Here is a 25434-nt window from a genome sequence, read left to right as displayed (position 1 = left end):
CAAACCCCAGGCGGCGCACAGCAAAACGCCGGGCGACAAGAGCCCGGCGTTTTGCTGTGCGCCGCTCATATGGATCCTGTGCGTCTGCGCTTGTCGCGCTTACTCCTCTTCAGCGGCCTGGAGCGATTTCACCGCGTAAATCGGCATGGTCTCACCCCCATACAGGGTCTGTTCTCCCAGCTTTTCCACGCCAATGGCGCCCTCGAGCACTTTGGCCGCCTCATCGGTGATCACAACCTGATTTGGCCCCGCCTGACGCCCCACCTGCTGCGCGATCTCCACATTCTCGCCAATCACGGTGATGTTGCGGTCACGATAGTTGGTGCCGATATTCCCGAGAATCACGCGCCCGGCGTTGATGCCGATGCGCACTTTGAACGTGCGTCCAATCTTCTGATGCAGATCCGGCAGCTTGTTGACGATCTCCAAACCCGCCTGCACCGCGCGTTTGGCGCCGTCGGCCTGACGATCGAAGCTGGCGTAGACGCCGTCATTGATCAACTTGTCAATGGTGGCGTCGTAGCGCACCAGAATGCCGCAGATAGCGTCGAAATAGCGATTGAGAAACGGCACCAGTTCCGGCGCAGGCAACTCGCGACTGATTCCGCCGAACCCCACCATGTCCACATACAGGATGGTGCGGAACTGGTCATCGGCCACACCGCCATCCTGATTGTACAGATCCACCACTTTGTGGTTGGAGAGGTGGGTCAGGTAGTTCTGGAACATTTTGCGCTGACTCTCCAGACGCTGCTGCGCCAGCACACGCTCCACCTCCGCCACCACACGGTCGCCGGTAAACGGTTTGGAGACGAACGCCTGAATGCCGATGGAGCGGATTTTCACCAAATCCGCCTGCGAGTTGCGTGAGGTCACAAAGATGATGGGCAGCTTGCGCTCTTGCCCCTTCTCATTGTTGCGGATGCGAATACACAGCTCCAGACCATCCAGGTTGGGCATCTCATAGTCGGTGATGAGCAGGTCGTACTTCTCTTTCATCACCATGGTCAGCGCTTCGACGCCATGCTTGGCTTCATCCAGACGGAAGCCTTGGGCGGAGAGCGCATTGCGCATGGCGGTGCGAATCATCTCCTGATCATCGACGATGAGAATGCGCTCCGGGCGCTCCTGTTCCGACGAGGTGTTGAGCAGACGCTTGATGCGGGAGATCAGCTCGGCCACCACAATGGGCTTGGCCAGATAGTCGTCAGCGCCCGCCTCAAAACCCTTGGCCACCGCCTCTTCAGAGGTGAGCGAAGTGAGCAGCAGGATGGGGATATCCTGCTCCATGGTGGCGCGCACATTGTGGCATAGGGTGATGCCGTCCATCTCCGGCATCTCCACGTCGGAGACGATGATGTCCACCTTGTTGGTGTCCACCATGGTGAGGGCCTCACGGCCATCATAGGCCTCCACCACGTTATAGCCCTCATCGCGCAGCGCCGGGACCACCACTCGGTGGAACATCTCGCTATCATCCACATAGAGCACTGTGGGCGCCTGCGGCAACAGGGACTCCACCAGCGCCTCGGCGTCCTCTTTCTCAAACGGCAGGGTCAGGAACTGGTCGGCGCGGTGCTGAATCGCCTGCTCGCGAATCTGAGGGTTGCCGGAGAGGAACACCACCTTGGCCTCGCGCAGGCGTTTGTCGCCTTTGATGCGCTCGCACACCTCGATGCCGTTGGCGTTCTTCAACTCCGTGCGCACAAAAATCAGGCTGGGCCGCGCTTCCACAATCTGATCGTAGAAGTCCGCTTCCGAAGAGGCGATAAGACGCGCCTCGAAGCGCTCTTCGTCCAGCGCCGAGGTGATGATTTTATTGAGAATCGCCGAGTCGGTTAACAGAACGACCGTGTCCGCCATGGAAACATGCCCCCCAAAAGAAGATAACCCGTCCAATGTCATCGGCCAGCCCACAACGCAGCCGACAGACCACTCCCCCCCCACGCGCCGACAGGGATCAGCGCCGCCACAACAGGTGGGAATAATATTTATTTTAACCCCTGTAAATTCCCTATAGTACCGAAACCCGAGTCGGCTTCCAAGCTAAGAATCTCAGCCATGTCCATGCCGTCATCGTTGTCTGCCTAGTCACTGAACCGATGGTGAAAACAGCATCTCGTGCAGCATCGATACTCTCTCATCGGCGCTATCCTCCTTGAGCAAAGCCATTTTTTGCGGATTGGTCAGCGGCAGATAGGAGACCACACGCCAAAACAGGGCGGCGGCGGCGTCACCCACAACGGCCCCACGCAGGGCATCGGGAAACTGCTGTTCGATCAAGCGGCCGACCTCATGCAGCCACTCCGGCGGCGTCTGTTGCGCGCGAATCTCCTCACGCAGCGTCACCCGGGCGGTGAGCAGACCACTGGCCTCTACCTGGGTCTCATGGATGGTCAAGCGCCGCGAACCTTCAATGGTGATGCCCAGCAGACCATCCGGCTGCGATTCAAAATCCACCACCGCCGCGCAGCAGCCGAAGGATTCGATTTCCGGAATCGGCCCCACCTCGCCGCCGCGCACGATCAGCGCCACGCCAAATCCACAGGGATCATCGCCAACCCGGCGCATGAGGTCCAAATAGCGCGGTTCAAATATGCGCAGCGGGATACGTTGCATCGGCATCAGCACGGTGTGCAGTGGAAACAGCGGCAAATAGCCTTCGGAACGTCTGGATTCAGCCATAGCTCCCTCTTCAGGCCCATCACACAAGACGCAAAAAAGCCGACCCGGCCTAAGGCCCGGTCGGCTTTTTCAAACGCTCACCAGGATGAGAAGACGCAGCAATGCGATTGAGCAATGCTGTGTTTACACCACCACATCAATGCCCGCCGCATTGGGCGACGGCTTGCTATAGTCGGCGTTGCTGTTGGCTTGATACTTTTGCGCCTCGCCATTGTAGTTCTGATCCAGGGCGCTGTTAACGCTCTGAATGCGCGACGTCATGGCATTGAGCCCACTCTTGTCGGAAGCCATGGTCTGTTCACGCGCGGTGGTGATTTCCGCGACGCTGGTGTTGCCCTCCATGCGGCGGGTGTTCTGCGCCACCTGCATGGAGCTGGAGATACTGTTGATGCTGGAGATCGCCATAATCAGTCACCCAATCTGTTTACACTCGCCCGAGGCGCGCTCAACCCTGAGCCTCTCGAGCGACGAGGACGTTTCGACTGATCCCGCCGAATCGTGTCGGTTATGTGGATGTATGTTAAATGGACCCGGGGCTGATTTTCAATAAGATAATGAAAATTCAGGGTTCCGCACCGCGCTTACCGATCCTGCAAACGCAGCGCCTCGATCAGACGCAAAGGAACTTTCTCTTTAATTCCCAAGAGTTGCGCCGCCTCACGATAATCTTCAACGAGCGCATCCAAAAAAGCGTAGGTTGCAGGCTGCGCATCGTTGTTGATCAACGTCACCGCGCGTTGCAGATAGCGCCACGCCTCTTGCGCGCGCCCCACATGGAGCAGGTTCTTGCCGTATTTATATTGGGCGAAGGGGTAATCCGGCTCGGCGTCGGCCCATTTGCCCAAAATCTCCATATTGCGCTGCAACTTCTCCTGATTACGCCCCGCCGCATAGCCGTGATGCAGAATGGTGATGGGCAGACGCGGCAACGGCGTTTGCGGCCAATGCCGATAGATGGAGCCGCTCACATCCTCATGGATGGGATTCTGAAAGCGGATGCGGTCATCGTTGAGAAACAGGCGCAGAGCGTTCTGCGGCACACGCTGGGCGCTGTCGCCCATGATATTCTCAATGCGCACAATGGCCCCGGGGGAGTCCAGATTGGCGCGCCACTCCTTGAGGATCAGATTGGTCGCCGAGTGCGGAACCAACTCCTCGTCGCAATCCAGACTCAGCAGCCAGCGGAATTTCGCCTGCGCAATGGCGTGGTTCTTGGCCGCGGAGAAGTCATCATCCCAAGGCCGATGGAACACCCGCGCCGCGGACGACTCGGCGATCTGCGCCGAGTCGTCCGTCGAACCGGTGTCCACATACACGATCTCATCCACAACACCGCCGAGAGCGCCCAGACAACGGGGCAGATTGGCCGCCTCGTTGCGTCCAATGATGATGGCCGACAGCCCTGCCGGGCGCTCCTGTGCGGTGATCAGAGACATGGATTACTTATCGTCCAAACTGGCCAGACCAGGCAGGGTTTTACCCTCCATCAGCTCCAGGAAGGCGCCGCCGCCGGTGGAGATATAGGAGACCTGATCGGCGTAGCCGGCTTGCTGGATCGCCGCGTCGGTATCGCCGCCGCCGATCACCGACAGCGCATCGCTCTCGGCCACCACTTTGGCCAGATCCATGGTGCCTTTGGCGAAGGCGGGCATCTCGAACACGCCCATGGGGCCGTTCCACACGATGGTTTTGGCGCTCTTCACCGCCTCGCTATAGAGTTCGGTGGTCTTGGGGCCGTTGTCCAGACCCATCCAACCGGCGGGGATGTTCTGCACCGAGACGATCTGCGTATTGGCGTCCTCTTTGAAGGCGTCGGCGGCCACCGCGTCCACCGGCAGCAGCAGTTTGACCCCCTTCTCCGCCGCCTTGGCCTGGGCCGCTTTGGCGATGTCGATCATCTCATCCTCCACCAGGGAGGCGCCGATCTCATAACCCATCGCCTTGAAGAAGGTGAACGCCATGCCGCCGCCGATGAGGACCGTATCCACTTTGTCCAGCAGCGCCTCGATGACGTTGATCTTGCCGGAGACCTTAGCCCCGCCGAGGATAGCGCACACTGGACGCTCGGGCGCGCCCAACGCTTTGTTGAAGTAGTCCATCTCCGCCGCCAGCAGTTTGCCCGCCACCGCCGGACGCACAAATTCGGTGACGCCGACGTTGGAGCAGTGGGCGCGGTGGGCGGTGCCGAAGGCGTCGTTGACATGCACATCGGCCAGCTTGGCGAACTGCTTGGAGAGTTCGGGGTCGTTCTTGGTCTCGCCTTTGTGGAAGCGCACGTTCTCCAGCAGCAGCACGTCGCCATTGTTCATGGCCGCCACCATCGCCTCCACCTCGGGGCCGACGCAATCGGGCGCCATAGCCACCGGTTTGCCCAGCAGTTCGGCCAGACGCGCAGCGCAGGGCTTGAGGGAGAACTTCTCCTCAGGGCCATTCTTGGGCCGCCCCAAGTGCGAAGCCAGGATCACTTTGCCACCCTGCTCCACCGCATGCTGGATGGTGGGCAGAGCGCCGCGAATGCGGGTGTCCTTACGGATGGTCCCGTCTTCGTTCAAGGGCACGTTGAAGTCGACGCGAATGAAAACGCGCTTGCCGGTCAGATCCAGATCTTCGATGGTGCGTTTGTTCATCTACTCAATCCTTGTGTCTGTTCGGTTCAGGAGGCTTTGATCAGGTTCGGCGCATAGTCGCGCATCTTCTGCATGGCGTCGATCAATCCGTCGATGCGCGGATCGTCGGTTTCACAATTCGAATCGAGCACGTTGCGACGAATCGCCGCGCGCAAGGCTGGCTCGTCATCGTTCTCCAGCGCATTGAGATAGACGTCGCGGCGCCCCATGGCGTTCTGCAACAGCTTCTCCATGCGCGCGCCGATGCGGATATCATTGACCCCGCGCTGGCGCATACTATAGTCGAAACCTTCAAAGATGGCATCCCACAGCGCCTGATTGATTCTGGCGGCGTCATTGCCTGCCTGGCGGCGCACATGGAATGACAGCGCCGAGCCCACCAGAATCATGGTCTCAAAGCGGTGATCGAAGTCATCTTCAACGCCCAGGGCGTTGTTTTCCGACAGCTTGAGCGCAGCGGAGGCCAGGGACTTCTGAGCGGCCAGCGCCCCGCGTTTGAGACGTTGCTCGGCGTTGGATCCGCCAAAAAGGCGTTGCAACCACGACATGGCGGGTTTGCTCCTTGAGTTGAGTGCGACTATCATAGCGCTCTTCCGGTCCAATGCGCCCACCATCACTTTTTACGGAAATGGCCAGATGCCCAAACCAGTACGCGCCCTTTTTTGGGGCCTCATCATACCCATGCTCACCTTCGGCTGCCAGTCCATGCCGGAAAATCATGGCAACATTCTCGATGTGGAGCTGGTCAATCGCATCGTTCCCGGACAGACTCACGCCCGCGAAGTCATTGAGATGTTGGGAGCTCCCACCATCGTCAACCCGGTGCGGCCCGATCGCTGGATTTATGTGATGGATCGGCGCGCAGGCGGCTACGAGACGGTCAATACCGTGGAGATCACCCTACGTCGCGGCGGCGTCATCGATGAGGTCAAGCGCAATTTCGATGACAAACTGCGCGACCCCGAACAGATGGTGGCGGAGAAGGGAAAACGCAGTTGGTGGCGGCGCACCTGGGGCAAAGAGACCTGGGAGCTGATCCCTGCGCCCGAAGGGGGCAAGGATGAGGTCGCCGCCCTGTTGCCGGAGGAGAAGTCGCTGCTGGACCGAACCGGCGACACCCTCACCGACGCGTTGAAACTGAAATTCCCCAGTCTGACCAAAGGGTGGGGCGAGGACAAACAGTCGCCTGCGCAACCTGCGGATGATGTCGCCCCTCCCACAGACCCCAACTGGTGGCGCTCGGTGCTGGCGCGGGATCCGGCCAAGGGCGAAACCATGACCGAGCCCCGCGACTACCGTTATGAAGAGGCGCTCAAAGAGAAAAAGGCGATTGAAAACGCCGACGTCAATCTGCCCGCATGGATGAAGAAATAGTCCACAGCGGGAACTTGTTTCGCCTGGCGTCGCCCAAACCGGCGACGCTGAGAACTCTGCGCCACGTGAGCGCCAAGGAGAGCCCGCATGGGATCGACCCCCGCCCCTATCGCCCTGATCGGCGGCACCAGTTTTTTGGATTCCTCCATGTTTCGCGACGCCAAGCGGGTGGATGTGGAGACCGAGTATGGCGCGGCGGCGCTGCTGGACCATGATGGCCTGATCTTTCTGCAACGCCATGGATTGGACGGCTACACCCCGCCCCACCGCATCAACCACAAAGCCAATCTGGCGGCGCTGAAGCAGTATGGCGCGCAGCGGGCGCTGGCCATCGGCTCGGTGGGCAGTCTGCAGGAGTCAATCCTCCCGGGCTCCTTTGTGCTGCCGGACGACTTCTACGCCCCCCACGTTAACGAATCGATCTTCGACGACGCCCGCGGTCATCAGCCGCCGGGGTTCGACGCCCCCTGGCGCGCGCAGATCCTCGAGCAGTGGCGCGCGGTCAACCCCAACGAGCCGCTGCGCGACGGCGGCGTCTACTGGCAGACGCGCGGCCCGCGCTTTGAGACCCGCGCCGAGATCCGCGCCCATCAGCCCCACTGCGATCTGGTGGGCATGACGGTGGCCGCCGAGTGCATCCTCTCCCGCGAATTGGGGCTGCCCTATGCCGCCATCGGCATCGTGGACAACTTCGCCAACGGCATCGGCGATGAAGAGCTGACCTTCGATGCGTTCAAGGCGCAGGTGCGGGCCAATGAACAGCATCTGCTGGCGGCCATGGAGACGCTGCTGCCCGCCCTGCGCGCGTTGGACCTGTCATAGGAGCCTGAAAATCATGGATCTGTTCGTACAAAACGCCTGGCATCCTGACCATGGCCAGGTGGATCTGGAGATTGAAGGCGGCGTCATCCGCGCCATGGGTCGGCATCTGGTCGCCTCCCTGGACGTGCAGGTGTTGGACGCCCGCGGCATGGCCATCATTCCCGGACTGGTCAACGCCCACACCCATGCGGCCATGACCCTGTTTCGCGGTTTTGGCGACGACATGCCGCTGATGCAGTGGCTGGAGACGCGCATCTGGCCAGCCGAGGCCAAACTCACCGAAGAGGACGTCTACTGGGGCACGCGTCTAGCCTGCCTGGAGATGATCCGCTCCGGGGCGATCAATTTTCAGGATATGTACTGGCACTATCACGGCGTGGCGCGAGCGGTGGAGGATTCCGGCCTGCGCGCCGGAGTGGGCGCCATCTTCATCGACGTGGCGGGCAAGGAGCAGGCCGAGCAATTCAAGCAGCAGGCCGAAACCCTGTGGGAGGAGACATCGCGCTACTCCGACCGGGTGCGCTACACCCTCACCCCCCACGCCATCTACACCGTGAGCCCCGAGACCCTGCGCTGGGTGGCGGAGTTCTCGGAGAAGCATAATGTGCCGGTGCACATTCACCTGTCTGAGACCCAGCACGAGGTGGATACCTGCCTGCAGCAGCACGGCTGCCGCCCCACGCAACATCTGGCCAATCAGGGTCTGCTCACCGAGCGCACGTTCCTCGCCCATGCGGTGCATGTGGACGACGCCGAACTGGACATGATCGCCAAAGCCGGCGCCACCCTGGTCACCAACCCGGTGAGCAATATGAAGCTGGCGGTGGGCGGCGTGTTCCCGTTGGCGCGGGCGGCCCAGCGCGACATCCCCATCGCCCTGGGCACCGACGGCGCCGCCTCCAACAACGCCCTGGACCTGTTCCAGGACATGAAAACCTTCGCGCTGATCCAAAAACACGCCGATGTCGACCCCACCGCCGCCCCGGCCAAACTGGTGTGGGAGATCGCCAGCGGCGCGCGCGCGCCCATCTTTGGCGAGAGCGGCCGCATCGAAGTGGGTCAGGCGGCGGACTTTCTGTTGATCCACCGGGAGAATCCCGAGATGACCCCGGAACACTGCTTCACCTCCAACCTTGCCTACGCCGCTACCGGCCACATGGTGGACACCGTGGTGGTGGATGGCCGCATTCTGATGCGCGGTCGTCACATCGAGGGCGAGCAGGAGGTGCGGCGCGAGGCGGCTTTACGCGCCCGCGCCCTGTGCGAGGCGCTATAAAGCGCCAGGAGCCGATTTTATGATTGTTGCCGAAACCCGTATCTCTCTATCCATCACGCGCACCGACAACGGCGGTTGGCGCGTGGAGATCCTACAGGAGTCCGAGCCGCTGGCGCGCATGGAGCGCGATGGCGCGGCGCTGCAACCTCTGCGCGCGGCGCTGGAGGCCTGGACCCAGGCCCGACGCATGGCCGAACGCGGCGATGCGCAGATGGCGCATAACGCATTGACCGCCGTGGGCGTGGAGTTGCGCGCCGCCTTCCTGGGTGAAGCCGCACTGCGCATTGACGCCCTGCTGGCCGCAGAGAGCACCGTGCTGCTGGGTGTGGGAACCACCGACCCGGAATCGCTGAGCTGGCCCTGGGAGACGCTGGCCGACGCCAATGGCGCGCCGCTGAGCCGCAATCCTCAGGTCAAATTCCGCCGTCTGGCTACGGGCGTAAAAGAGACTGCGCGCTGCTGCATCACCCTGCCCAACGGCCCGCTGCGCGCCCTGCTGTGCGCGGTGGACGCTGATCCCGTCAGCGCCCCGCAGCGGCACATCGCCGCCGAACAACTCTTCTTCCAAACCGCAGGCGCAGCCCGTGGCGAACGCTATCTGGAGGCGTGCGAACGCGCTGACCTGAGCGATCTGAAGAGCCGCATCAATCGCATGCAGCCGCAACTGTTGCATCTCTCCGCGCCGGTCAAACGCGATGAATCCGGCGCTGCGCTGTTGGGGCTGGCTGCCGATGACGCCAGCGGATTGCGCTTTGTGGACGCCCACACACTGAATCAGGATGCGCTGCAATCCAGCGGTGTGCGCGGCATCATCCTCAGCGGCGCCACCGCGCGTGATGAGAGCCACGCCCCTGAGGGCGCATTGCTGGAGCTGGGCGCGCAGCTGAGCGCACTGGGCGCGCCGTTGGTGGTAGTGCTGCCCTGGGATGGAGGCGACAAGCGCAGCCGCGCCTTCCTCACCGCGCTGTATGGCAAACTCATCGGCGGCAGTGGCGTGGACGCCGCGGTGCGCGCCGCGCGCGATGCCGTCTGTTCGGCAGATTGGGCCGCTCCGGCGCTGTTCGCCAGCGCTGTTGGCGATGGTCTGTACAACGTCTCCGACGCCGCCCCACGGGTGCGCCCGGAGTTCGATCAAGCCGCCTACCCGCCGCCGCCCGGTGTGATTTTGCCGATCCCGGCGCCCTTCTTTGGCCGCCGACGACAATTGGGTCCGCTGCTGGCGCGCATGCGCCATGGCGGTTTGCAGGTGCTTCTGCTCACCGGCGTAGAGGGGCTGGGCAAGAGCGCCTTGACCGCGCGCATGGCCTGGTCGCTCTCCCAGGAGGGGCTGGAGCCGATGGTGGTCAAGGGCTCCCCCGCCAATCCCATCAGCGTACACCGGGTGATTGAAGCGGTTGCGCAAAAGCTGCTGGATAAAGGCTTTGATGAGGAGTTCGCCATTCTCGACAGTCCCGACCTGGATCTGAGCAAACGGCTGGAGTTTGTCGTTGGCCTGATCAATCAGCGCCTGCCGTTGGCGTTGGTGCTCGATGGGTTGGACTACGGCATGGATGGCGACAGCCGCCACTTCCTCTCGCCCGCCATGGCGGCGCTGTATGAGATGCTGATCACGCGCATCTCGGGCCGCTCGCGCCTGCTGCTCAGCAGCCGTTGCGCGCCGGTGCTCAAGAGCGGCGCCAAACCCGCCTCCACCTTCCTGCATGAAGCGTTGGAGGAGCCCGAGGACAGCGCTTTCTACAAACGCGCCTGCCGACACGACGGGCTGATGCGGCGCATCAACGCCAGCGACCTGAGCTGGGACGACATCGAAGCGCTGCGCCAACTGCAGATCGCCTCCTTCGCCCCGGCGCCGCTCATTCTGGGCTGGGCCGATTCGCAACCGGCGGAGAGCCTGCGCGCAGTGTGTCAGCAAGCGCTGTCAGTGGATCAGGTGTCGTTGGACCTGAGCGGCCCCCTCACCCCGGGCATGGATCCCTCCGGGCAGATCCTTTCGCAGGCGGTGCTGGCGGATCTGAGCCCCGAAGACAGACAGCTTTTGGCCACTTGGGCGTTGGCGCGCACGCCGATGGATGTGGCCTCCCTCAACGCCATGTGCGACGAGAGCCGCGACCTGAGCGACGCCGAGTTGGAGCTGTGGCGCGAATCCGGCTGGGTATGCGAAGCGGGCAGCGGACCCGAAGGCGCGGCGCTGTGGATGTTGGAGCCGTTCCTGCGCGACGCGCTCAACGCCTCGGACACCTTGGCGGCGGACCTGCGCCAGAGCGTGCACGCCAAACTGGCGGAGATGACCCTGCAGTGGGTCGGTTCCGAGCGCGCTAGCGCCTATGGCCACACCTGGTTCGATCTGCTGTTTGAAGCCCGCGGCCACGCCCATGGCGCTGGCGATGCGTCCAAGTTCCTGGAGCTCTCCGACTCCCTGGCTTCGGCGCTGCTGCGCCATGGCCATGTGGATGAGGCGCTGCGTCTGAACAACGAGTCGCGGCGACTGACCAACCACCCCCTGCCGCTGCTGCGTATGGGCCGCATCTTCCTGGAGACGGGCCGCCCGGAAGAGGCGCAGCGCTGGTTTGAATTGGCGCTCAAGGAGGGGCGTGAACGCGCTGAACCAGGAATTGAGGGCGAGGCGCTGCAGGCGTTGGCGTCGCTGAAGATGGCGGCGCAGGATATCGGCGGCGCCGCGCATCTGCTGGGAGACGCTCTGGAGCTGATGCGCGAAGCGCAGGACTCCAGCGGGCAGGCGGCGATTCTCAACCAATTGGCGGCTATTGAGCTGCACCAGGGGGATCGCGCCTCGGCCATTGGCCGTTTGGAGCAGAGCGAACGGCTGTGGAAGAAGGCGCGCAATTATCCGGCGCGGGCCGCCACTCTACACCAGTTGGGCATGCTGGCGCTGGAGGATGACGAGCGCGACATCGCCATGAAGCATCTGGAGAAGGCGCTACAGTTCTATCGACTGGCGGGGGCCGAGCAGGAGCTGGCCATGCTGCTGCCGCAACTGGCGGCGCTCTACTACCAACGCGGCAACACCGAGGCGGCGCGGGAGTATTACGAAGAGGCGCTGCCGATGCTGGAGCTGGGACCGTTTGAACAGCAGCGCAGCTACACCCTGCATCAGCTCGGCGCCATCGACTTGGGCGACGGCAAGCTCGACGACGCCGAGCCGCGTCTGTTGGAGGCGCTCAAGCTTAAACAACGCCTGGAGGATCGGCGCGGCGAAGCGGCGGCGCTGTTCCAGTTGGCGCGTCTGGCCAAAGAGCGCGACAAGATGGAAGAGGCGATGCAGCTGGTGGGGGTGTGCTACCGTATCGACCAGCAATTGGGCTCCCCCGACGCCGATGAGGAGCTGCGCATCTACCTGGAGTTCGCCCAATTCCTCGAGATCGCCCAGGATGAGGCCGAGCAGTTGATGGCGCAGCAGTGGGGCGAGTATCTGCACGATCGCGGACACGCCCTGCTCAAGAAGGCGTTTCCGCAGCGGAAAACCATTCCCATCCAACTATCGCCGAGTTAATCTGCCTGCACGCAATGTCACCCGCAGCTTTTCTGCGCGCAGTCAGGAACCCATTTGCGAAAGGAACGAGCGTTATGAAACCGGGAAAAGCCTTGATCGCCCAAGGCGGCGGCCCCACCGCCGTGATCAACCAATCGCTGGTTGGCGCGGTGTTGCAGGCGCGTAGCTACGGACATATCGACGCCGTTTATGGCGCGCTGCACGGGGTGCGCGGCATCGTCGACGAAGAGATGATCGACCTGACCTACGAGACCAACCTCAACCTCGAGCGCATCGCGCAGATCCCCTCTTCGGCCCTGGGCTCCACCCGCGACAAACCCGACGCCGACTACTGCAAGGAGATCGCCAAGGTCCTGCAGGCCCACGACATCCGCTACTTCTTCTACATCGGCGGCAACGACTCCTCCGACGCCTGCCGCATCGTCGGCAATTTCGCCAAGGAGTCGGGTTACGACCTGACCGCCATGCACATTCCCAAGACCATCGACAACGATCTGATGGCCAACGACCACACCCCGGGCTTCCCCTCGGCGGCCAAGTTCGTGGCGGGCGCGTTTGCTGGCGTCAACCTCGACAACCGCAGCCTGCCCGGCGTCTATGTGGGCGTGGTGATGGGCCGCCATGCGGGCTTCCTCACCGCCGCCTCGGCCATGGCGCGCACCTTCGCTGATGATGGTCCGCACCTGATCTATCTGCCCGAGCGCACCTTCGACATCGACAAGTTCCTTGGCGACGTCAAATCCATGTATGAGAAACATGGCCGCTGCATCATCGCCGTCTCCGAGGGCATCCACGACGAGACCGGCGCGCCCATTATCACCAAGCTGCAGGAAGAGGTGGAGCGCGACGCCCACGGCAACGTGCAGCTCTCCGGCACCGGCGCCCTGGCCGACCTGTTGGTCAACGAGATCAAGTCCAAACTGGGCATCAAACGCGTGCGCGGCGACACCTTCGGCTACCTGCAGCGCTCGTTCCTGGGGGTGGTTTCGGAAGTGGACCAGAAGGAGGCCCGCGAAGCCGGTCAGATGGCGGCGATTCAGGCCATCGGCCACGGCAACTCCGGCACCATCGCCATGAAGCGCGTTGGGAACTATGCGGTGGACTTCCAACTGGCCCGCGTGGAGGAGGTTGCGGCGCTAACCAAGGTTATGGCCGACGAGTATATCACCGCCGAAGCCAACGACGTCACCCCGGCGTTCTGCGACTACCTGCGTCCGCTGCTGGGCGCTGCGCCGCTGGACGCCGCGCGTCTGCTGTCGCCCAAAGTGAGCAAAATCCTCAAAGCGTAATCCGCTCGGATTACGCAGTGTAGAAAAAACAGGGGCGGTCCCAGACGGGGCCGCCCCTGTGCATTTGACCGGTATAGTCGCTTGAAACCAGAATATCACAAACTCAGAATGCTCAATGTTTGCGTGACACAGGCCCGGCTTGCGCTGACTATTGGCCGCCGACTGGTCGGCGGCGGGGTCTGGGGGCCGCGCCCCCAGCGGGTGTGGGCGGACCCACGATTCGGCAGGATTGCCGAATCGGACTCGCGATAGCGAGCCCGAAGGGTGAGGGCCATGGATGGCCCGAATCACGGTTTGGTTGTTGATCTTGGGAGCTCGAGGGCAAAGCCCTCGATATCTTTCATTTTCAAAATCGCCAATGTCCAATTTTGAATTCGACTGACTCTAGCAAACTCTACAGCTTGAACGTCACCGCCACCGGGCAGTGGTCGCTGGCCTTGGGGCGATCCATGCCAATGCGCGGGTAGCGTTGAATCTCATCGCTGTTGGGAACCCGATAGGGCTGGCCGCTGCGAATCACCTGCGGCTTGCCCTTGATCCTGGCGTTGAGCGCAGGCGAGACGATCATATAGTCCAGTTGGGTCTTGGTTCTGTCGCCTGGGTAGTAGTGGGTCCAGCGCGCGGTCGCATCCAACGCATCCAGCGCGTTGACGCCAAAGCCATCATCCAGCAAGGGATCGACCCCGGAGGGATCATCAGCGCCCAGCGTCTTGAGGTTCTCGACATAGGAGCCGTCGGCGCGCCGTTTGGCCGTCACCTTGATCTGCTGGCGGTAGTCGTTCATATCCCCCACCACCACCCAGTTCTCCGCTGCCGGGTCGGCGAATTTGTTCTGGATGATCCGCTTGACCGCCAGCGCCTCCAACTGCCGCTTGCCCAAACTCTTATTGCGCCCGCCGCTCATGGACTTGAAGTGGCAGTTGAACACCGTCAGGCGCTTGCCGTCGTGGGCATACTCCATCTCCAGACAGTCGCGGCTGAAGATGGCGCGCCGTTTGTTGATCTCAGACTTGATCAGCGGATACGCCTCAATCAGGGCGTCGCGCGCGGCCTGGTTGCCAAACCAGGAGGGGGTGAGCCAGGCGTGGGAGCGGCTCATCACCGCGCGCTCGTCGCGCGCCAGCGCCGCCACATCGATGCCGCGCCGGTCGTTGCCTTCAAACAGGATCTTCTGCGCGTAGGCTCCGGCGCCCGCCTTTTTCAGATAGGCGTCGTGAAACCGCATCAGCGCGTTGATGTTATCCACCTCCTGCATGCAAAACAGGTGGGCGTCGGCTTCGGCCATGGCCGCGGCGGTGAATTGCCGTTTGTCATCGGCCTGCGCCAACATCACCCCGCTCAGCATCGCCTTGAACGCCTCAAACCGGCTCAAATCGCCATCAGCGGCGGCGTCCTGGGCGTAGAATTGCGCCACCGCAGGCAGATAGTTCTGCGCCCGCTCATCGGTGAACGCATTGAAGTCCAAACGCACAAACAGGTTCTCTACGTTGAATGTCGCCAATCTGAATTCCATCGCCACCCTCCGTTGGAAATTGAGCGGCGGCTAACGGGTCACTGACACGCCCGTTTGCCGCCGCTTGTTCAGCACGCTTATGCGCCGTCCAATGCGGCGGGAACGCGCCACTCGAACGACGGCGCGCCATGTCGCCCCTGCGCGTCACCGGCAATCGATTGGCTCATCATCAACGCCGCCATCGGCCCCAAACTGCGCATGCCGTCGGTAATGGCGGTGTACAGCGTCTGCGGCGCGCCGTTGAAGGCTTCACCGATCTGCTGGAGCATCACAGTGTAGTTCTCGTTAAAGCGATTATTCAACGCCGTCATGTTGGCGTCCGTCCCATAGTCGTTGGCCTGGGCGTTGACGATGATGGGATAGGCCGCTGCATAGTCCACCGGCAGCGGCGCGCCGCTGGGCGGATCCTTGGGTGTGTCGCCGGGCTGATAGAGCCGCCCTTGGTGGATCTCATTGAAGCGGAAGTAGTGCGCGACCTCCTGCGGTTGATCGAAATAGTGGGCGTCGCCATCGGCAATGGAGCCGCCGCTGCCCTCGCCCTGGCGAATGATCACATTGAGCGCCTCCAGGGCGCTGGCCAGATTGGTGACCGCCACCGGCTGGCCGCCGCCGGCCCAGTAGTAGTTCTCGGTGATTTGATGCGCCGGATCGCCGCTGAAAACTTCGGCTTCGGGATAGGCGTCGCAGAGTTGCTTAAGCATCTGCTCCACGCTGTGGTAGAACGCGCCGATGGTGATGCCCGGCACGGTCATTTCACTGCTCAACAGTTTATGTTCTGGCTGCGCCTTGCGCACAAACTCGGTGGGCAATTCGATCTTCATGAAGGTCTCGATGGCGTCCTGGGAGAAGGGCGCCAGATTGACGTCGAAGTCGCGGTCCTGAAATTTCTGCCCCTGAAACTCCAGATTGACCGGATAGCGCGGGATATGGTCTGCGTTCAGCGTCACCGCGCCGCCCAGACTGGTGAGCACATTGCCCGCCAGCACCATGTGCAGCATCTCCTCCATCATCACGCTGCGGATGATGGCCGAGGCGTGCTGATTGCTCCCCGGCTGGATGCTGGCCATGGCGGTGAAGTAGGCCGGAATGGTGGAGAGCTCCAACTCAAAGGCGGCCTGCAACAGGGTATAGAGTTTCTGTTTCTGTTCTTGCAGAGTGGTCATGGTCAGGCTCCCGCAGCGCGCTTTTGATCGATGAGGTGTTGGCCCAGTCGCAGCGCCAGAGCGGTCAGCGTCAGGGTGGGATTGATCGCCCCGGAGGAGCAGAAGGCGGCGTTGGAGCAGACGTAGAGATTGTCCACTCCATGCACGCGCATATGCGCATCGGTCACCCCTTCGCTGGCTGAGTCGCTCATGCGGCAGGTGCAGGAGGCGTGATCGGCGCGCCAGGAGACCGTGGGCTTGCCGACCATGCTCACCCCCATGGCGTCGAAGATCTGTTTGACGTGGCCGCCGATCTCAGCCATGCGGGCGTCGAAGTCCGCCGGTTGCGTGTAGTCCACGATGGTCTCATTCAAGCCGATCTGATTGACCTCGTCGAGGTTCATCACGCGGTTTTTCAAGTGGCTGAACATCTCCACCATGCCGTGGAGCTGCACGGTCTGCGCCCCTGTCACGCTCTGCTGCATCTGTGCCGGCGTCTGCCCGGACTGCATCAGCGCGGCCAGATTGACGCCCGGCGAGCTGGGCGGGTTGACCAGGATGAACTTGCCTTTGGCCTGCTCTGCGGGGGAGTCGAAATGGCGTGAACAGAGGGTGGGAAAGTTCATCTCCGGCTGCAGCTTGTGCGGATTGGCGGGGAGTCGGCCCGAGAAGATGAAGTACGGGTGGGTGATCAGATTGCGCCCCACCAGATCGGCGTCATTGCCGACGCCCTGAGGCCAATAGTCCGAGGTGGAGCGCAGCAACAATTTGGGCGATTCGATGGCGCCGCCCGCCACGATGATGCGTTTGGCGGTGAGGGTCTCATAGCGCTTGGCCAGTTTGTCGTAGTAGGTCACCCCGGAGGCGTTGGCCTTGTCGGCCATGACGATCTCCTGCACCACGCAGTTGAGTTTGACCGCAAAATTGGGGTAGCCGCCGAACTGGCGCATGTCATTGAGAAAATTGGTGGCCGCGTAGCGGGCCCCGAAGGGGCAGTATTTACAGGTGCCGGTGGTTTTACACGGCGCGTGCCGCGACGCGGTGTCGCCCATGCCGTGGCGCGCAATGGGCAGATGCGAGCAGCCGATGCCCAATGCGTCCATGGCCTTGCGCACCGGCGCATCCTCCAGGGTGTAGGGGAAGGCGGCAAAGGGGTAGCCCTGGGAGCGCGGCACGGTGGGATCATTGTTATCCCCGCTCACGCCGATGTAGCGCTCCGCCTCGGCGTACCAGGGCTCCAGATGGTCATAGGAAAACGGCCAGTCGACGCCGTAGCCGGTGTTGCTTTTGAGCTGGAAGTCCTCCGGTTTGAGACGGAAGGACCAACCGCCCCAGTGGATGGTGGAGCCGCCGTAGGTCATCACCCGCGAGCCGTCCAGCGGCATCACCGTGCCGCCGATGTTGAGATTCTGCCCCGGCTGGTCGCGCTCGGGATAGGGCGCGTCGTAATACTTGGTATAGGGCAGCTTGCCGCTGATCACATAGTCCTGCCAGATGGCGGCGTCCTGCATTTTCACCGCCTGCCCCGCCTCCAGAATCAGGATCGAGGCGTTGGGATCGTCGTCCAGCAGCCGTTGGCTCACCGCCGCTGCGGCCACCCCGGAGCCGATAATCAGGGTATCGATGCTCATGACGCCTCTCCCGTGCGGTAGGGCGCCGGTTGTCCGCTGATGTAACCACCGCCGATATATCCCGGATAGTTTTGCGCCCCATAGGCGGCGAATCCGCCCAGGCTCAGTTGCAGCGCGACGAACTCGTTGGAGACATATTGGCGGGTGATGGCCTGCGGGGTGGTGGCGGGCTTCTGATTGATCTGCTGGTCGGTAAACAGGTAGACGTAGGCTTGCTGCTGGCCCATCTGGGCGATCAATTCATTCAGGGTTTTGGCCGCCATCGCATAGTATTCGTAATAGATTGGCCGCAGCGCAGTGCGGTTTTGCATAAATCGATAGAGTTGACTGCGATGGTTCTGTGAGTCGGCCATGTTGCCCCAAAAGACGCCAATCTGCTCGAACAACTGAAACAGGGTGTCGAAATCATCCGCCTCCAGGGGCGTCAGCTCTGCGCTGACGGGGTGGAGAATCTGCTCTGTTTGCATGGAACCCTCTCTTTACGATTCTATTTTCATGAGAATAAATGACCGCCAGACTCTTGATATGATTATGCGTACAACATACATTGAGTTATTCAACACGCTATGTGGATTACAGTAGTTCACCTGATCGCCAATCACCACCGCAAATTAACCAATATTATTAAATTGCCGCAGCATGACCCATCCGGCTTCCTATCCACTCCCATCTCATCGCGTCCGCTCTCCTCCACCCCCCTCTCACTCTCCTTAGCGTCCCGCTCGCCGTATCTAACCGCACGCGCTTGACTGATGCGCAGGGATAAGCCAACTTATTAAGTTCGCAACTGTCTGAGTCTGGAGATCGCGCGCCAGCGCCCCAAACGGCGTTCGCTTACGCGATGCCGCCGCAATAAGGTTTCTCACGCGCGTCATCGACCATTGGGTCTGGCGCGCGTTATAGGTTAAACTGCCGATCTTCCTCTTCAACGCCCGCTTCAAATCCTCGTGAGCCGCGTCATGCGCATTCGTGAAATCCCCTATAACTACACCTCGTTCTCCGACCGTGAAGTGGTCATCCGCCTGTTGGGCGAGCCCATGTGGCGCGTACTGGACCAACTCTCGGCCACGCGCAAGACCGGGCGTTCGGCGCGCATGCTGTTTGAGATTCTGGGCGATATCTGGATGGTCACGCGCAACCCGCTGATCCAGGACGACCTGCAAGAGAACCCCAAGCGCCTGCTCTCGCTCACCGGCGCCATGCATGAGCGTCTGCGCCACATCAGCGAACGCGCCGAAGACAACCCCCTGACCATGCAACTGGTGGAGAAGACCACCGGTTTGGTCAACCGCTTCGAAGCCGATATCCGCGCCTCCAAGGCGCTGCGGGAAAAGGCGATCAAACGCTTTGGCCACGCCATGCGGCGCGACAATGTGGACTTCTCCGCCGTGGCGCGGGTCTCCCATGTGACCGACGCCACCGACTGGCGCGTGGCCTACCCCTTCGTCTGCCTGGCCCCGGACAGCGAAGAGGAGATGCTGGAGGCGGTGGCCGGCTGCATCGATCTGGATCTGATCATCGTGCCGCGCGGCGGCGGCACCGGCTACACCGGCTCGGCGGTGCCCCTGCACGAGACCAGCGCCGTGATCAACACCGAGAAGCTGGTGTTCGTCGACCCCGTAGTGGAGCGCGCCCTGCCCGGACTGGACAAACCCGTCGCCACCATTCGCGTGGGCGCCGGTGCGGTAACCAAGCGCGTGGCGGAGATGGCCGAATCGGCCGGTTATGTGTTCGCCGTGGACCCCACTTCGCAGAACGCCTGCACCATCGGCGGCAACATCGCCATGAACGCGGGCGGCAAGAAGGCGGTGCTGTGGGGGGTGTGCATCGACAACCTCGCCTCCTGGCGCATGGTGGTCCCCGATAACGGCGAGGTGGGTCACGCCCACTGGCTGGAGGTGGAGCGCGTGGGCCACAACCTGGGCAAGATCCACGATGTGCCCGACGCCACCTTCCGCATCACCCGCTTTGGCAAGGATGGCAACACGCCGCTGGGCGCGCCCGTGGAGATCACCATTCCCGCCGCCGAGCTGCGTAAGCCGGGTCTGGGCAAGGATGTCACCAACAAGGCGCTGCGCGGCCTGCCGGGGATTCAGAAGGAGGGCTGCGACGGTCTGATCACCAGCGCGGTGTTCGTGGTGCATCGCATGCCCAAGCAGACCCGCACCGTCTGCCTGGAGTTCTTCGGCCACGATCTGTCCAAATCCGTGCCCGCCATCGCCGAGGTGCTGGACGATCTGCAAGCCAATCCGCTGGTGCAGTGCGCCGGTCTGGAGCATCTGGACGACCGCTATGTGAAGGCGGTGGGCTACAACACCAAATCCGCCCGCTCCGAGCGCCCGAAAATGGTGCTGGTGGCCGACTTCGTCAGTGACGACGAAGCCGCCGTCACCGCCGCCGCCGAGTTAGCGGTGCAGCGGGTCAAAGCCCGCGACGGCGAAGGCTTTGTCGCCGCCAGCCCCGCCGCCCGCGCGCGCTTCTGGGCCGACCGCTCCCGCACCGCCGCCATCGCCGCCCACACCAACGCCTTCAAGATCAACGAAGACGTGGTGATCCCGATTCTGGCGCTGGCGGAATACAGCGCAGGCATTGAGCGCATCAACATCGAGCAGTCGATCCACAACAAGCTGCGCATCCTCAACAGTCAGCGCGCCTATCTGGCGGGCAACGCGTTCCATGCCGATCTGCCCAGCGAATACCCCACCAACGAGGAGTCGGAGAAGATCATCACCGACAAGCGTGATTCAGCGCTGAAGCAGATGGACCAGACCGCGCGCCGCTGGGAGGCGATTCTGGGCGGACTTGATCGCACCTGCGCCGACATGGCCGACACCCTGGCGCAGTGGCCCGACGCCAAGGTCGCCGACCCCACTGAGTCGGTGCTCAATCTGCTACTGCGCCACGATCTGCGCATCTCCTATCGCGAGGAGGCGCAGAAGCCGCTGGCCAATCTGTTTGGCGGCGACCTGTGGAGCGGCGTGCGCGCCAAGCTCGATGAGATCCACGCCGAGATCCGCACCAGTCGCATCTTCGTGGCGCTGCACATGCACGCCGGCGACGGCAACATCCACACCAACATCCCGGTCAACTCCAACGACTACATGATGTTGCAGACCGCCGAGGAGATCGTCGACCGCATCATGGAGCTGGCCACCGGTCTGGGCGGGGTGATCTCCGGCGAACACGGCATCGGCATCACCAAGATTCAATATCTGCCGCAGGAGCGCATCGATGAGATGGTCGCCTATAAAAAGCGCGTCGACCCCAAGGATCGCTTCAACCGCGGCAAACTGACCCAGCGGTTCGATCTGGAACACGCCTACACCCCCTCATTGCGGTTGGTGCAGCAGGAGGCGCTGATCCTGCGCGAAAGCGAGTTGGGCGCCCTCAACGACGACGTGCGCAACTGCCTGCGCTGTGGCAAGTGCAAACCGGTCTGCACCACCCACGTGCCCCAGGCCAATCTGCTCTACAGCCCGCGCAACAAGATCCTCGCCGCAGGCCTGATGATCGAGGCGTTCCTGTATGAGGAGCAGACCCGGCGCGGCATCTCGGTGCGCCACTTCACCGAGATGAACGATCTGGCCGACCACTGCACCGTGTGCCACCAGTGCTTCAAACCCTGCCCGGTGAAGATCGACTTCGGCAAGGTCACCATGCGCATGCGCCACATCCTGCTGGAGCGCAAGCAGCGCCGCACGAACCTCAGCGCCAAAGTGGCCATGGGCTTCCTCAACCGCACCGACCCGCGCACCGTGCGCATTCTGCGTCAGGGCTTTGTGGGCATCGGCTTTAAGATGCAGCGCATGATCTACAATCTAGCGCGCAAATGGCGCAAGCCGGTGGAGATCGCGCCACCGCCCCACGCCACTGTGGGACGCCCCAGCATTCCGTCGCAGATCGTCCACTTTGTCGAACGCCCATTGCCTGGGCCGATCAATACGCCCAAACAGACCATGCGCGCCTCGCTGCAAGTGGAGGATCCCTCCGCAGTGCAGGTGTTCAGCGATCCCGCCAAGGTCACGGACAGCAGCGATGCAGTGTTCTACTTCCCCGGTTGCGGCTGTGAGCGGCTCTACTCCGACGCCTCCCTGGCCACCATCGCCATGTTGAACCATGTGGGCGCGCAGACGGTGATTCCGCCCAACTACGCCTGCTGTGGCTATCCCCAGGCCTCCATCGGCGATGAGCCCACCTCGCGGCGCATCACCACCGAAAACCGGGTGCTGTTCCACCGCATCGCCAATCAGCTCAACTATCTGGATATCAAGACGGTGTTGGTCTCTTGCGGCACCTGCCTGACGCAGTTGAGCAAGTATGAGTTCGACGCCATCTTCCCCGGCTGCCGGGTGATGGACATCCATGAATACCTCATGGAGAAGGGTGTCAAACTGGCTCAGGCCAATGGCGACGGCTATCTGTTCCACGACCCCTGCCACACCCCCATGAAGGCCCACGACCCCATGGAGACGGTGACCAAACTGACCGCCTCCACCGTGCAACTCACCGATCGCTGTTGCGGCGAGGCGGGCACCTTTGCCGTGGCGCGCCCTGACGTGGCCGCCCAGGTGCGCTTCCGCAAACAGCAGTCGCTGATGCAATCCCGTGAGAAGCTGGGCGCCCCCGCGGCGCAGGATCGCACCCTGCTCACCACCTGCCCGGCCTGTGTTCAGGGCCTGTCGCGCTATGTGGACGAGGTCAATGTCACCCCGCGCTATGTGGTGGTGGAGCTGGCCGAGAAGCTGCTGGGGCCACAGTGGCGCGAGCAGTTGAAGGAGCAGTGCGACAAGGGCGGCCTGGAGCGCGTCCTGCTGTAATTAACAGGCCCGCGTGGCCGGAGAGAGTCCCCATGAGCGACAGCGCCAAGCCGCAGACGCGCTATCTAAAGGATTACGCCCCGCCGCCCTATGCGGTGAGCGCCATCCAGTTGCGCTTTGAGCTGTTTGAAGAGTCGGCTCGCGTCACCAGCACGCTGGAGATGCAGCGGCAACATCGTCAGGATGAGGCTGGACAGACGCCGCTCATGCTCGATGGTCACGACATGACCCTGCACAGCGTGACGCTGGATGGCCAGAAGCTGGACACTGACGCCTATATCGTCGAGCCCGAGCGATTGGTGATCGCCAACCCGCCGGAACGCTTCACCCTGGAGATCGTCACCAGTTCCAAACCCCAGGACAACGCCTCGCTGGAGGGGCTGTATCGCTCCGGCGACATGTTCTGCACCCAGTGCGAGGCCGAGGGCTTCCGCAAAATCACCTACTATCCCGACCGTCCCGATGTGATGGCGCCCTATACGGTGACCATCGAGGCGGACAAGGCGCGCTATCCGACGCTGCTCTCCAATGGCAATCGCATCGATGGCGGCGATCTGCCCGATGGGCGGCGCTTCGCCGTGTGGCAGGACCCCTTCCCCAAGCCCTCCTATCTATTCGCCCTGGTGGCGGGGAATTTGGGCTGTCTGCGCGATGCGTTCATCACCCAATCGGGCCGCCGCGTGGCCCTGGAGTTGTACGCCCGCGAGCAGGATGTGGCGCAGTGCCATCACGCCATGGCGGCGCTGAAGAAATCCATGCGCTGGGATGAGGAGCGTTTTGGCCGCGAATATGATCTGGATGTCTACATGATCGTGGCGGTGGGCGACTTCAATATGGGGGCGATGGAGAACAAGGGGCTGAACATCTTCAACACCAAGTATGTTCTGGCCAACCCCGACACCGCCACCGACAGCGAGTATGAGGGCATCGACAGCGTCATCGCCCACGAGTATTTCCACAACTGGAGCGGTAACCGCGTCACCTGTCGCGACTGGTTCCAGCTCAGTCTCAAAGAGGGGCTGACGGTGTTCCGCGATCAGGAGTTCTCCAGCGACATTGTCAGCGGACCGGTGCAGCGCATCAACGATGTGCGGGTTCTGCGCAGCCATCAATTTCCCGAAGACGCCGGCCCCACCGCACACCCGGTGCAACCGGACTCCTATATCGAGATCAATAACTTCTACACCAACACCGTCTACAACAAGGGCGCCGAAGTGGTGCGCATGTTACAAACCCTGCTGGGCCGCGACGGCTTCCGCAAAGGGTTGGATCTCTACTTTGAGCGCCACGACGGTCAGGCGGTCACAGTGGAGGAGTTCATCAGCGCCATGGAGGCGGCCAATGGCCGCGCGCTGACCCAATTCCGCCTGTGGTACGTACAGGCGGGCACGCCCCAGGTGCGCGCCGCCCTCAGCCACGATGCGGCCAGCCAGCGCCTCACCCTGACGCTGCGCCAATCCTGCCCCGCCACGCCGGGGCAGTCATTCAAGCAGCCGTTCCACATCCCCATCGCCACGGCGCTGCTGGATCAACAGGGCCAAGCGATTCCGCTGCGTCTAGTGGGCGAATCCAATGCCGCCCCGGCGCCCACGGAGCGGGTGCTGGAGTTGCGCGCCACCGAGGAGAGCTTCCACTTCGATGGCGTGGCGCAAATGCCGACCCCCTCGCTGCTGCGCGGATTCAGCGCGCCGGTGAAACTGGACGCCCAGTTGGATAATGCACAGTTGGCGTTCCTGTGGGCCCACGACAGCGACCCGTTCAATCGCTGGGAGAGCGGCCAGGAGTACGCCACACGGGTCATGTTGGGCCTGGTGGCGGCGCGCGCGCGCGGCGATTCGCTGAATCTGGATGAGAACTTTGTGGACGCCTTCCGCGCCTGTCTGCAAGACGACGCGCTGGATCCGGCCCTGCGCGCCCTGGCGTTGACCCTCCCCTCCGAGGGTCACCTGATGGAGCGCATGACCCTGGCCGACCCCCAGGCCGCCCACGCCATCCGCAGCTTCGTGCGCGCGCAACTGAGCGTGCGTCTGGAGGCGGAGTTGCTCACCGCCTATCACGCCTTCCGCGTGGCGGGCGCCTATCGCTACGCCCCCCTGGACGCCGGACGCCGCGCGCTGCGCAATCTGTGCCTGGATCTACTGCTGGCGGGGCAGGACTCCGCCGCCGAGACGCTGGCGCTCAATCACTACCACAACGCCGACAACATGACCGATCGGCTGGCGGCCATCACGCCCATCATTCATGGCGGCCTACCGCACTCGGATAAACTGATCGCCGATTTCTACATCCACTGCGCCAGCTCCGCCAACGCCCTGGACAAGTGGTTCTCCATCCAAGCCAGCGCGCCGTTGCCAGATGCTTTGCCGCGCGTGCGCGCATTGATGACTCACCAAGACTTCTCCCTGCGCAACCCCAATAAGGTGCGCGCGGTGATCGGCGCCTTCTGCGGCGGCAATCCGGTGCGGTTTCACGATGCCAGCGGCGCCGGATACGCCTTCCTGGCCGAGCAGGTGCTGGCGCTGGACGCCGCCAATCCGCAAGCGGCGGCGCGCATGGTGGCGCTGATGAGTCGTTGGCGGCGCTTCCGTCGCGATTTGGCGGAGTTGATGCAAAAACAGTTGCAGCGGATTTTGACCCAGGACAAATTGTCCAATGACGTGTATGAGATCGTCAGCAAGAGTCTCAACGCGCCAGCGGATGATTGAAAACTTGGCGCCAGCGCTTCGAATCAGTATTCTGAACATCAG

17 protein-coding genes are annotated in these 25434 nt (G+C 62.5%); 7 read left to right on the top strand and 10 right to left on the bottom strand.

Features of this window, described 5'->3' with window-relative positions; genetic code table 11:
• Nucleotides 1-99: 99 nt before the first annotated feature.
• The 6 genes from MAIT1_RS07795 to MAIT1_RS07770 all read right to left on the bottom strand — a co-directional run bounded on the left by MAIT1_RS07795 (nucleotide 100) and on the right by MAIT1_RS07770 (nucleotide 5860).
• Nucleotides 100-1863 (bottom strand): response regulator, encoded by a 1764-nt coding sequence (locus MAIT1_RS07795; protein WP_158089382.1) that lies wholly within the window; start codon nucleotides 1861-1863, stop codon nucleotides 100-102.
• 228 nt (nucleotides 1864-2091) lie between these two features.
• The gene (locus tag MAIT1_RS07790; protein WP_085441718.1) at nucleotides 2092-2685 is read right to left on the bottom strand and encodes an LON peptidase substrate-binding domain-containing protein; all 594 of its coding nucleotides are present in this window, start codon (nucleotides 2683-2685) and stop codon (nucleotides 2092-2094) included.
• Nucleotides 2686-2808: 123 nt separating this feature from the next.
• Complete coding sequence (locus MAIT1_RS07785; RefSeq protein WP_085441717.1) at nucleotides 2809-3090, bottom strand: hypothetical protein; 282 nt, start codon at nucleotides 3088-3090, stop codon at nucleotides 2809-2811.
• A gap of 176 nt (nucleotides 3091-3266) precedes the next feature.
• Nucleotides 3267-4121 (bottom strand): glycosyltransferase family 2 protein, encoded by an 855-nt coding sequence (locus MAIT1_RS07780; protein WP_085441716.1) that lies wholly within the window; start codon nucleotides 4119-4121, stop codon nucleotides 3267-3269.
• Nucleotides 4122-4124: 3 nt separating this feature from the next.
• Nucleotides 4125-5312 carry a phosphoglycerate kinase gene (locus MAIT1_RS07775; RefSeq protein WP_085441715.1) on the bottom strand — a complete coding sequence of 396 codons (1188 nt, stop codon included), beginning with the start codon at nucleotides 5310-5312 and terminating at the stop codon, nucleotides 4125-4127.
• A 26-nt stretch (nucleotides 5313-5338) separates the two neighbouring features.
• Entirely contained in the window at nucleotides 5339-5860 is a 522-nt protein-coding gene (locus tag MAIT1_RS07770) for a ubiquinol-cytochrome C chaperone family protein (RefSeq protein ID WP_158089381.1), read from the bottom strand.
• Between the two features lie 88 nt (nucleotides 5861-5948).
• Between MAIT1_RS07770 and MAIT1_RS07765 the strand changes: the two genes are divergently transcribed.
• From MAIT1_RS07765 to MAIT1_RS07745, 5 genes are all read left to right on the top strand, one after another.
• On the top strand, nucleotides 5949-6686 hold the full coding sequence (locus MAIT1_RS07765) for an outer membrane protein assembly factor BamE (protein WP_158089380.1): 738 nt from the start codon (nucleotides 5949-5951) through the stop codon (nucleotides 6684-6686).
• Nucleotides 6687-6773: 87 nt separating this feature from the next.
• A complete protein-coding gene (locus MAIT1_RS07760) occupies nucleotides 6774-7508 on the top strand; it encodes an MTAP family purine nucleoside phosphorylase (protein WP_085441713.1) in 735 nt (244 codons plus the stop codon).
• A gap of 13 nt (nucleotides 7509-7521) precedes the next feature.
• Nucleotides 7522-8784, top strand: coding sequence for an amidohydrolase (locus tag MAIT1_RS07755; protein ID WP_158089379.1), 1263 nt, complete (start codon nucleotides 7522-7524; stop codon nucleotides 8782-8784).
• A gap of 19 nt (nucleotides 8785-8803) precedes the next feature.
• Complete coding sequence (locus tag MAIT1_RS07750; protein ID WP_085441711.1) at nucleotides 8804-12295, top strand: tetratricopeptide repeat protein; 3492 nt, start codon at nucleotides 8804-8806, stop codon at nucleotides 12293-12295.
• 74 nt (nucleotides 12296-12369) lie between these two features.
• Nucleotides 12370-13584, top strand: coding sequence for a 6-phosphofructokinase (locus tag MAIT1_RS07745; protein WP_085441710.1), 1215 nt, complete (start codon nucleotides 12370-12372; stop codon nucleotides 13582-13584).
• A gap of 394 nt (nucleotides 13585-13978) precedes the next feature.
• On the opposite strand, the gene MAIT1_RS07740 is transcribed toward MAIT1_RS07745, so the two are convergent.
• The 4 genes from MAIT1_RS07740 to MAIT1_RS07725 all read right to left on the bottom strand — a co-directional run bounded on the left by MAIT1_RS07740 (nucleotide 13979) and on the right by MAIT1_RS07725 (nucleotide 18337).
• Nucleotides 13979-15097, bottom strand: a complete 1119-nt coding sequence (locus MAIT1_RS07740) for an endonuclease/exonuclease/phosphatase family protein (protein ID WP_085441709.1) — start codon at nucleotides 15095-15097, stop codon at nucleotides 13979-13981.
• 77 nt (nucleotides 15098-15174) lie between these two features.
• Complete coding sequence (locus MAIT1_RS07735) at nucleotides 15175-16260, bottom strand: ferritin-like domain-containing protein (RefSeq protein WP_085441708.1); 1086 nt, start codon at nucleotides 16258-16260, stop codon at nucleotides 15175-15177.
• Between the two features lie 2 nt (nucleotides 16261-16262).
• The gene (locus tag MAIT1_RS07730; protein WP_085441707.1) at nucleotides 16263-17870 is read right to left on the bottom strand and encodes a GMC oxidoreductase; all 1608 of its coding nucleotides are present in this window, start codon (nucleotides 17868-17870) and stop codon (nucleotides 16263-16265) included.
• Nucleotides 17867-18337, bottom strand: a complete 471-nt coding sequence (locus MAIT1_RS07725; protein WP_085441706.1) for a hypothetical protein — start codon at nucleotides 18335-18337, stop codon at nucleotides 17867-17869. Before MAIT1_RS07725 ends, MAIT1_RS07730 begins: the two co-directional genes overlap by 4 nt.
• Before the next feature lie 492 nt (nucleotides 18338-18829).
• On the opposite strand from MAIT1_RS07725, the gene MAIT1_RS07720 reads away from it, so the two are divergent.
• Nucleotides 18830-22687, top strand: coding sequence for a DUF3683 domain-containing protein (locus MAIT1_RS07720; protein ID WP_085441705.1), 3858 nt, complete (start codon nucleotides 18830-18832; stop codon nucleotides 22685-22687).
• A 32-nt stretch (nucleotides 22688-22719) separates the two neighbouring features.
• A complete protein-coding gene (gene pepN / locus MAIT1_RS07715) occupies nucleotides 22720-25392 on the top strand; it encodes an aminopeptidase N (RefSeq protein ID WP_085441704.1) in 2673 nt (890 codons plus the stop codon).
• Nucleotides 25393-25434: the final 42 nt, after the last annotated feature.

The organism is Magnetofaba australis IT-1, assembly GCF_002109495.1.
In the GTDB taxonomy this organism is placed as follows: Bacteria; Pseudomonadota; Magnetococcia; order Magnetococcales; family Magnetococcaceae; genus Magnetofaba; species Magnetofaba australis.
The sequence above is the reverse complement of the archived record's forward strand: the minus strand, read 5'-3'. Positions and strand labels throughout refer to the sequence as shown.

Excerpts from the sequence above, each read along its gene's own strand:
- MAIT1_RS07780 (WP_085441716.1), bottom strand. The coding sequence starts at position 4,121 with ATGTCTCTGATCACCGCACAGGAGCGCCCGGCAGGGCTGTCGGCCATC.
- MAIT1_RS07735 (WP_085441708.1), bottom strand. The coding sequence starts at position 16,260 with ATGACCACTCTGCAAGAACAGAAACAGAAACTCTATACCCTGTTGCAG.
- MAIT1_RS07720 (WP_085441705.1), top strand. The coding sequence starts at position 18,830 with ATGCGCATTCGTGAAATCCCCTATAACTACACCTCGTTCTCCGACCGT.
- MAIT1_RS07755 (WP_158089379.1), top strand. The coding sequence starts at position 7,522 with ATGGATCTGTTCGTACAAAACGCCTGGCATCCTGACCATGGCCAGGTG.
- MAIT1_RS07745 (WP_085441710.1), top strand. The coding sequence starts at position 12,370 with ATGAAACCGGGAAAAGCCTTGATCGCCCAAGGCGGCGGCCCCACCGCC.
- MAIT1_RS07785 (WP_085441717.1), bottom strand. The coding sequence starts at position 3,090 with ATGGCGATCTCCAGCATCAACAGTATCTCCAGCTCCATGCAGGTGGCG.
- MAIT1_RS07760 (WP_085441713.1), top strand. The coding sequence starts at position 6,774 with ATGGGATCGACCCCCGCCCCTATCGCCCTGATCGGCGGCACCAGTTTT.
- MAIT1_RS07770 (WP_158089381.1), bottom strand. The coding sequence starts at position 5,860 with ATGTCGTGGTTGCAACGCCTTTTTGGCGGATCCAACGCCGAGCAACGT.
- MAIT1_RS07725 (WP_085441706.1), bottom strand. The coding sequence starts at position 18,337 with ATGCAAACAGAGCAGATTCTCCACCCCGTCAGCGCAGAGCTGACGCCC.
- MAIT1_RS07765 (WP_158089380.1), top strand. The coding sequence starts at position 5,949 with ATGCCCAAACCAGTACGCGCCCTTTTTTGGGGCCTCATCATACCCATG.
- MAIT1_RS07750 (WP_085441711.1), top strand. The coding sequence starts at position 8,804 with ATGATTGTTGCCGAAACCCGTATCTCTCTATCCATCACGCGCACCGAC.
- MAIT1_RS07790 (WP_085441718.1), bottom strand. The coding sequence starts at position 2,685 with ATGGCTGAATCCAGACGTTCCGAAGGCTATTTGCCGCTGTTTCCACTG.
- MAIT1_RS07740 (WP_085441709.1), bottom strand. The coding sequence starts at position 15,097 with ATGGAATTCAGATTGGCGACATTCAACGTAGAGAACCTGTTTGTGCGT.
- MAIT1_RS07730 (WP_085441707.1), bottom strand. The coding sequence starts at position 17,870 with ATGAGCATCGATACCCTGATTATCGGCTCCGGGGTGGCCGCAGCGGCG.
- MAIT1_RS07795 (WP_158089382.1), bottom strand. The coding sequence starts at position 1,863 with ATGGCGGACACGGTCGTTCTGTTAACCGACTCGGCGATTCTCAATAAA.
- MAIT1_RS07775 (WP_085441715.1), bottom strand. The coding sequence starts at position 5,312 with ATGAACAAACGCACCATCGAAGATCTGGATCTGACCGGCAAGCGCGTT.
- pepN (WP_085441704.1), top strand. The coding sequence starts at position 22,720 with ATGAGCGACAGCGCCAAGCCGCAGACGCGCTATCTAAAGGATTACGCC.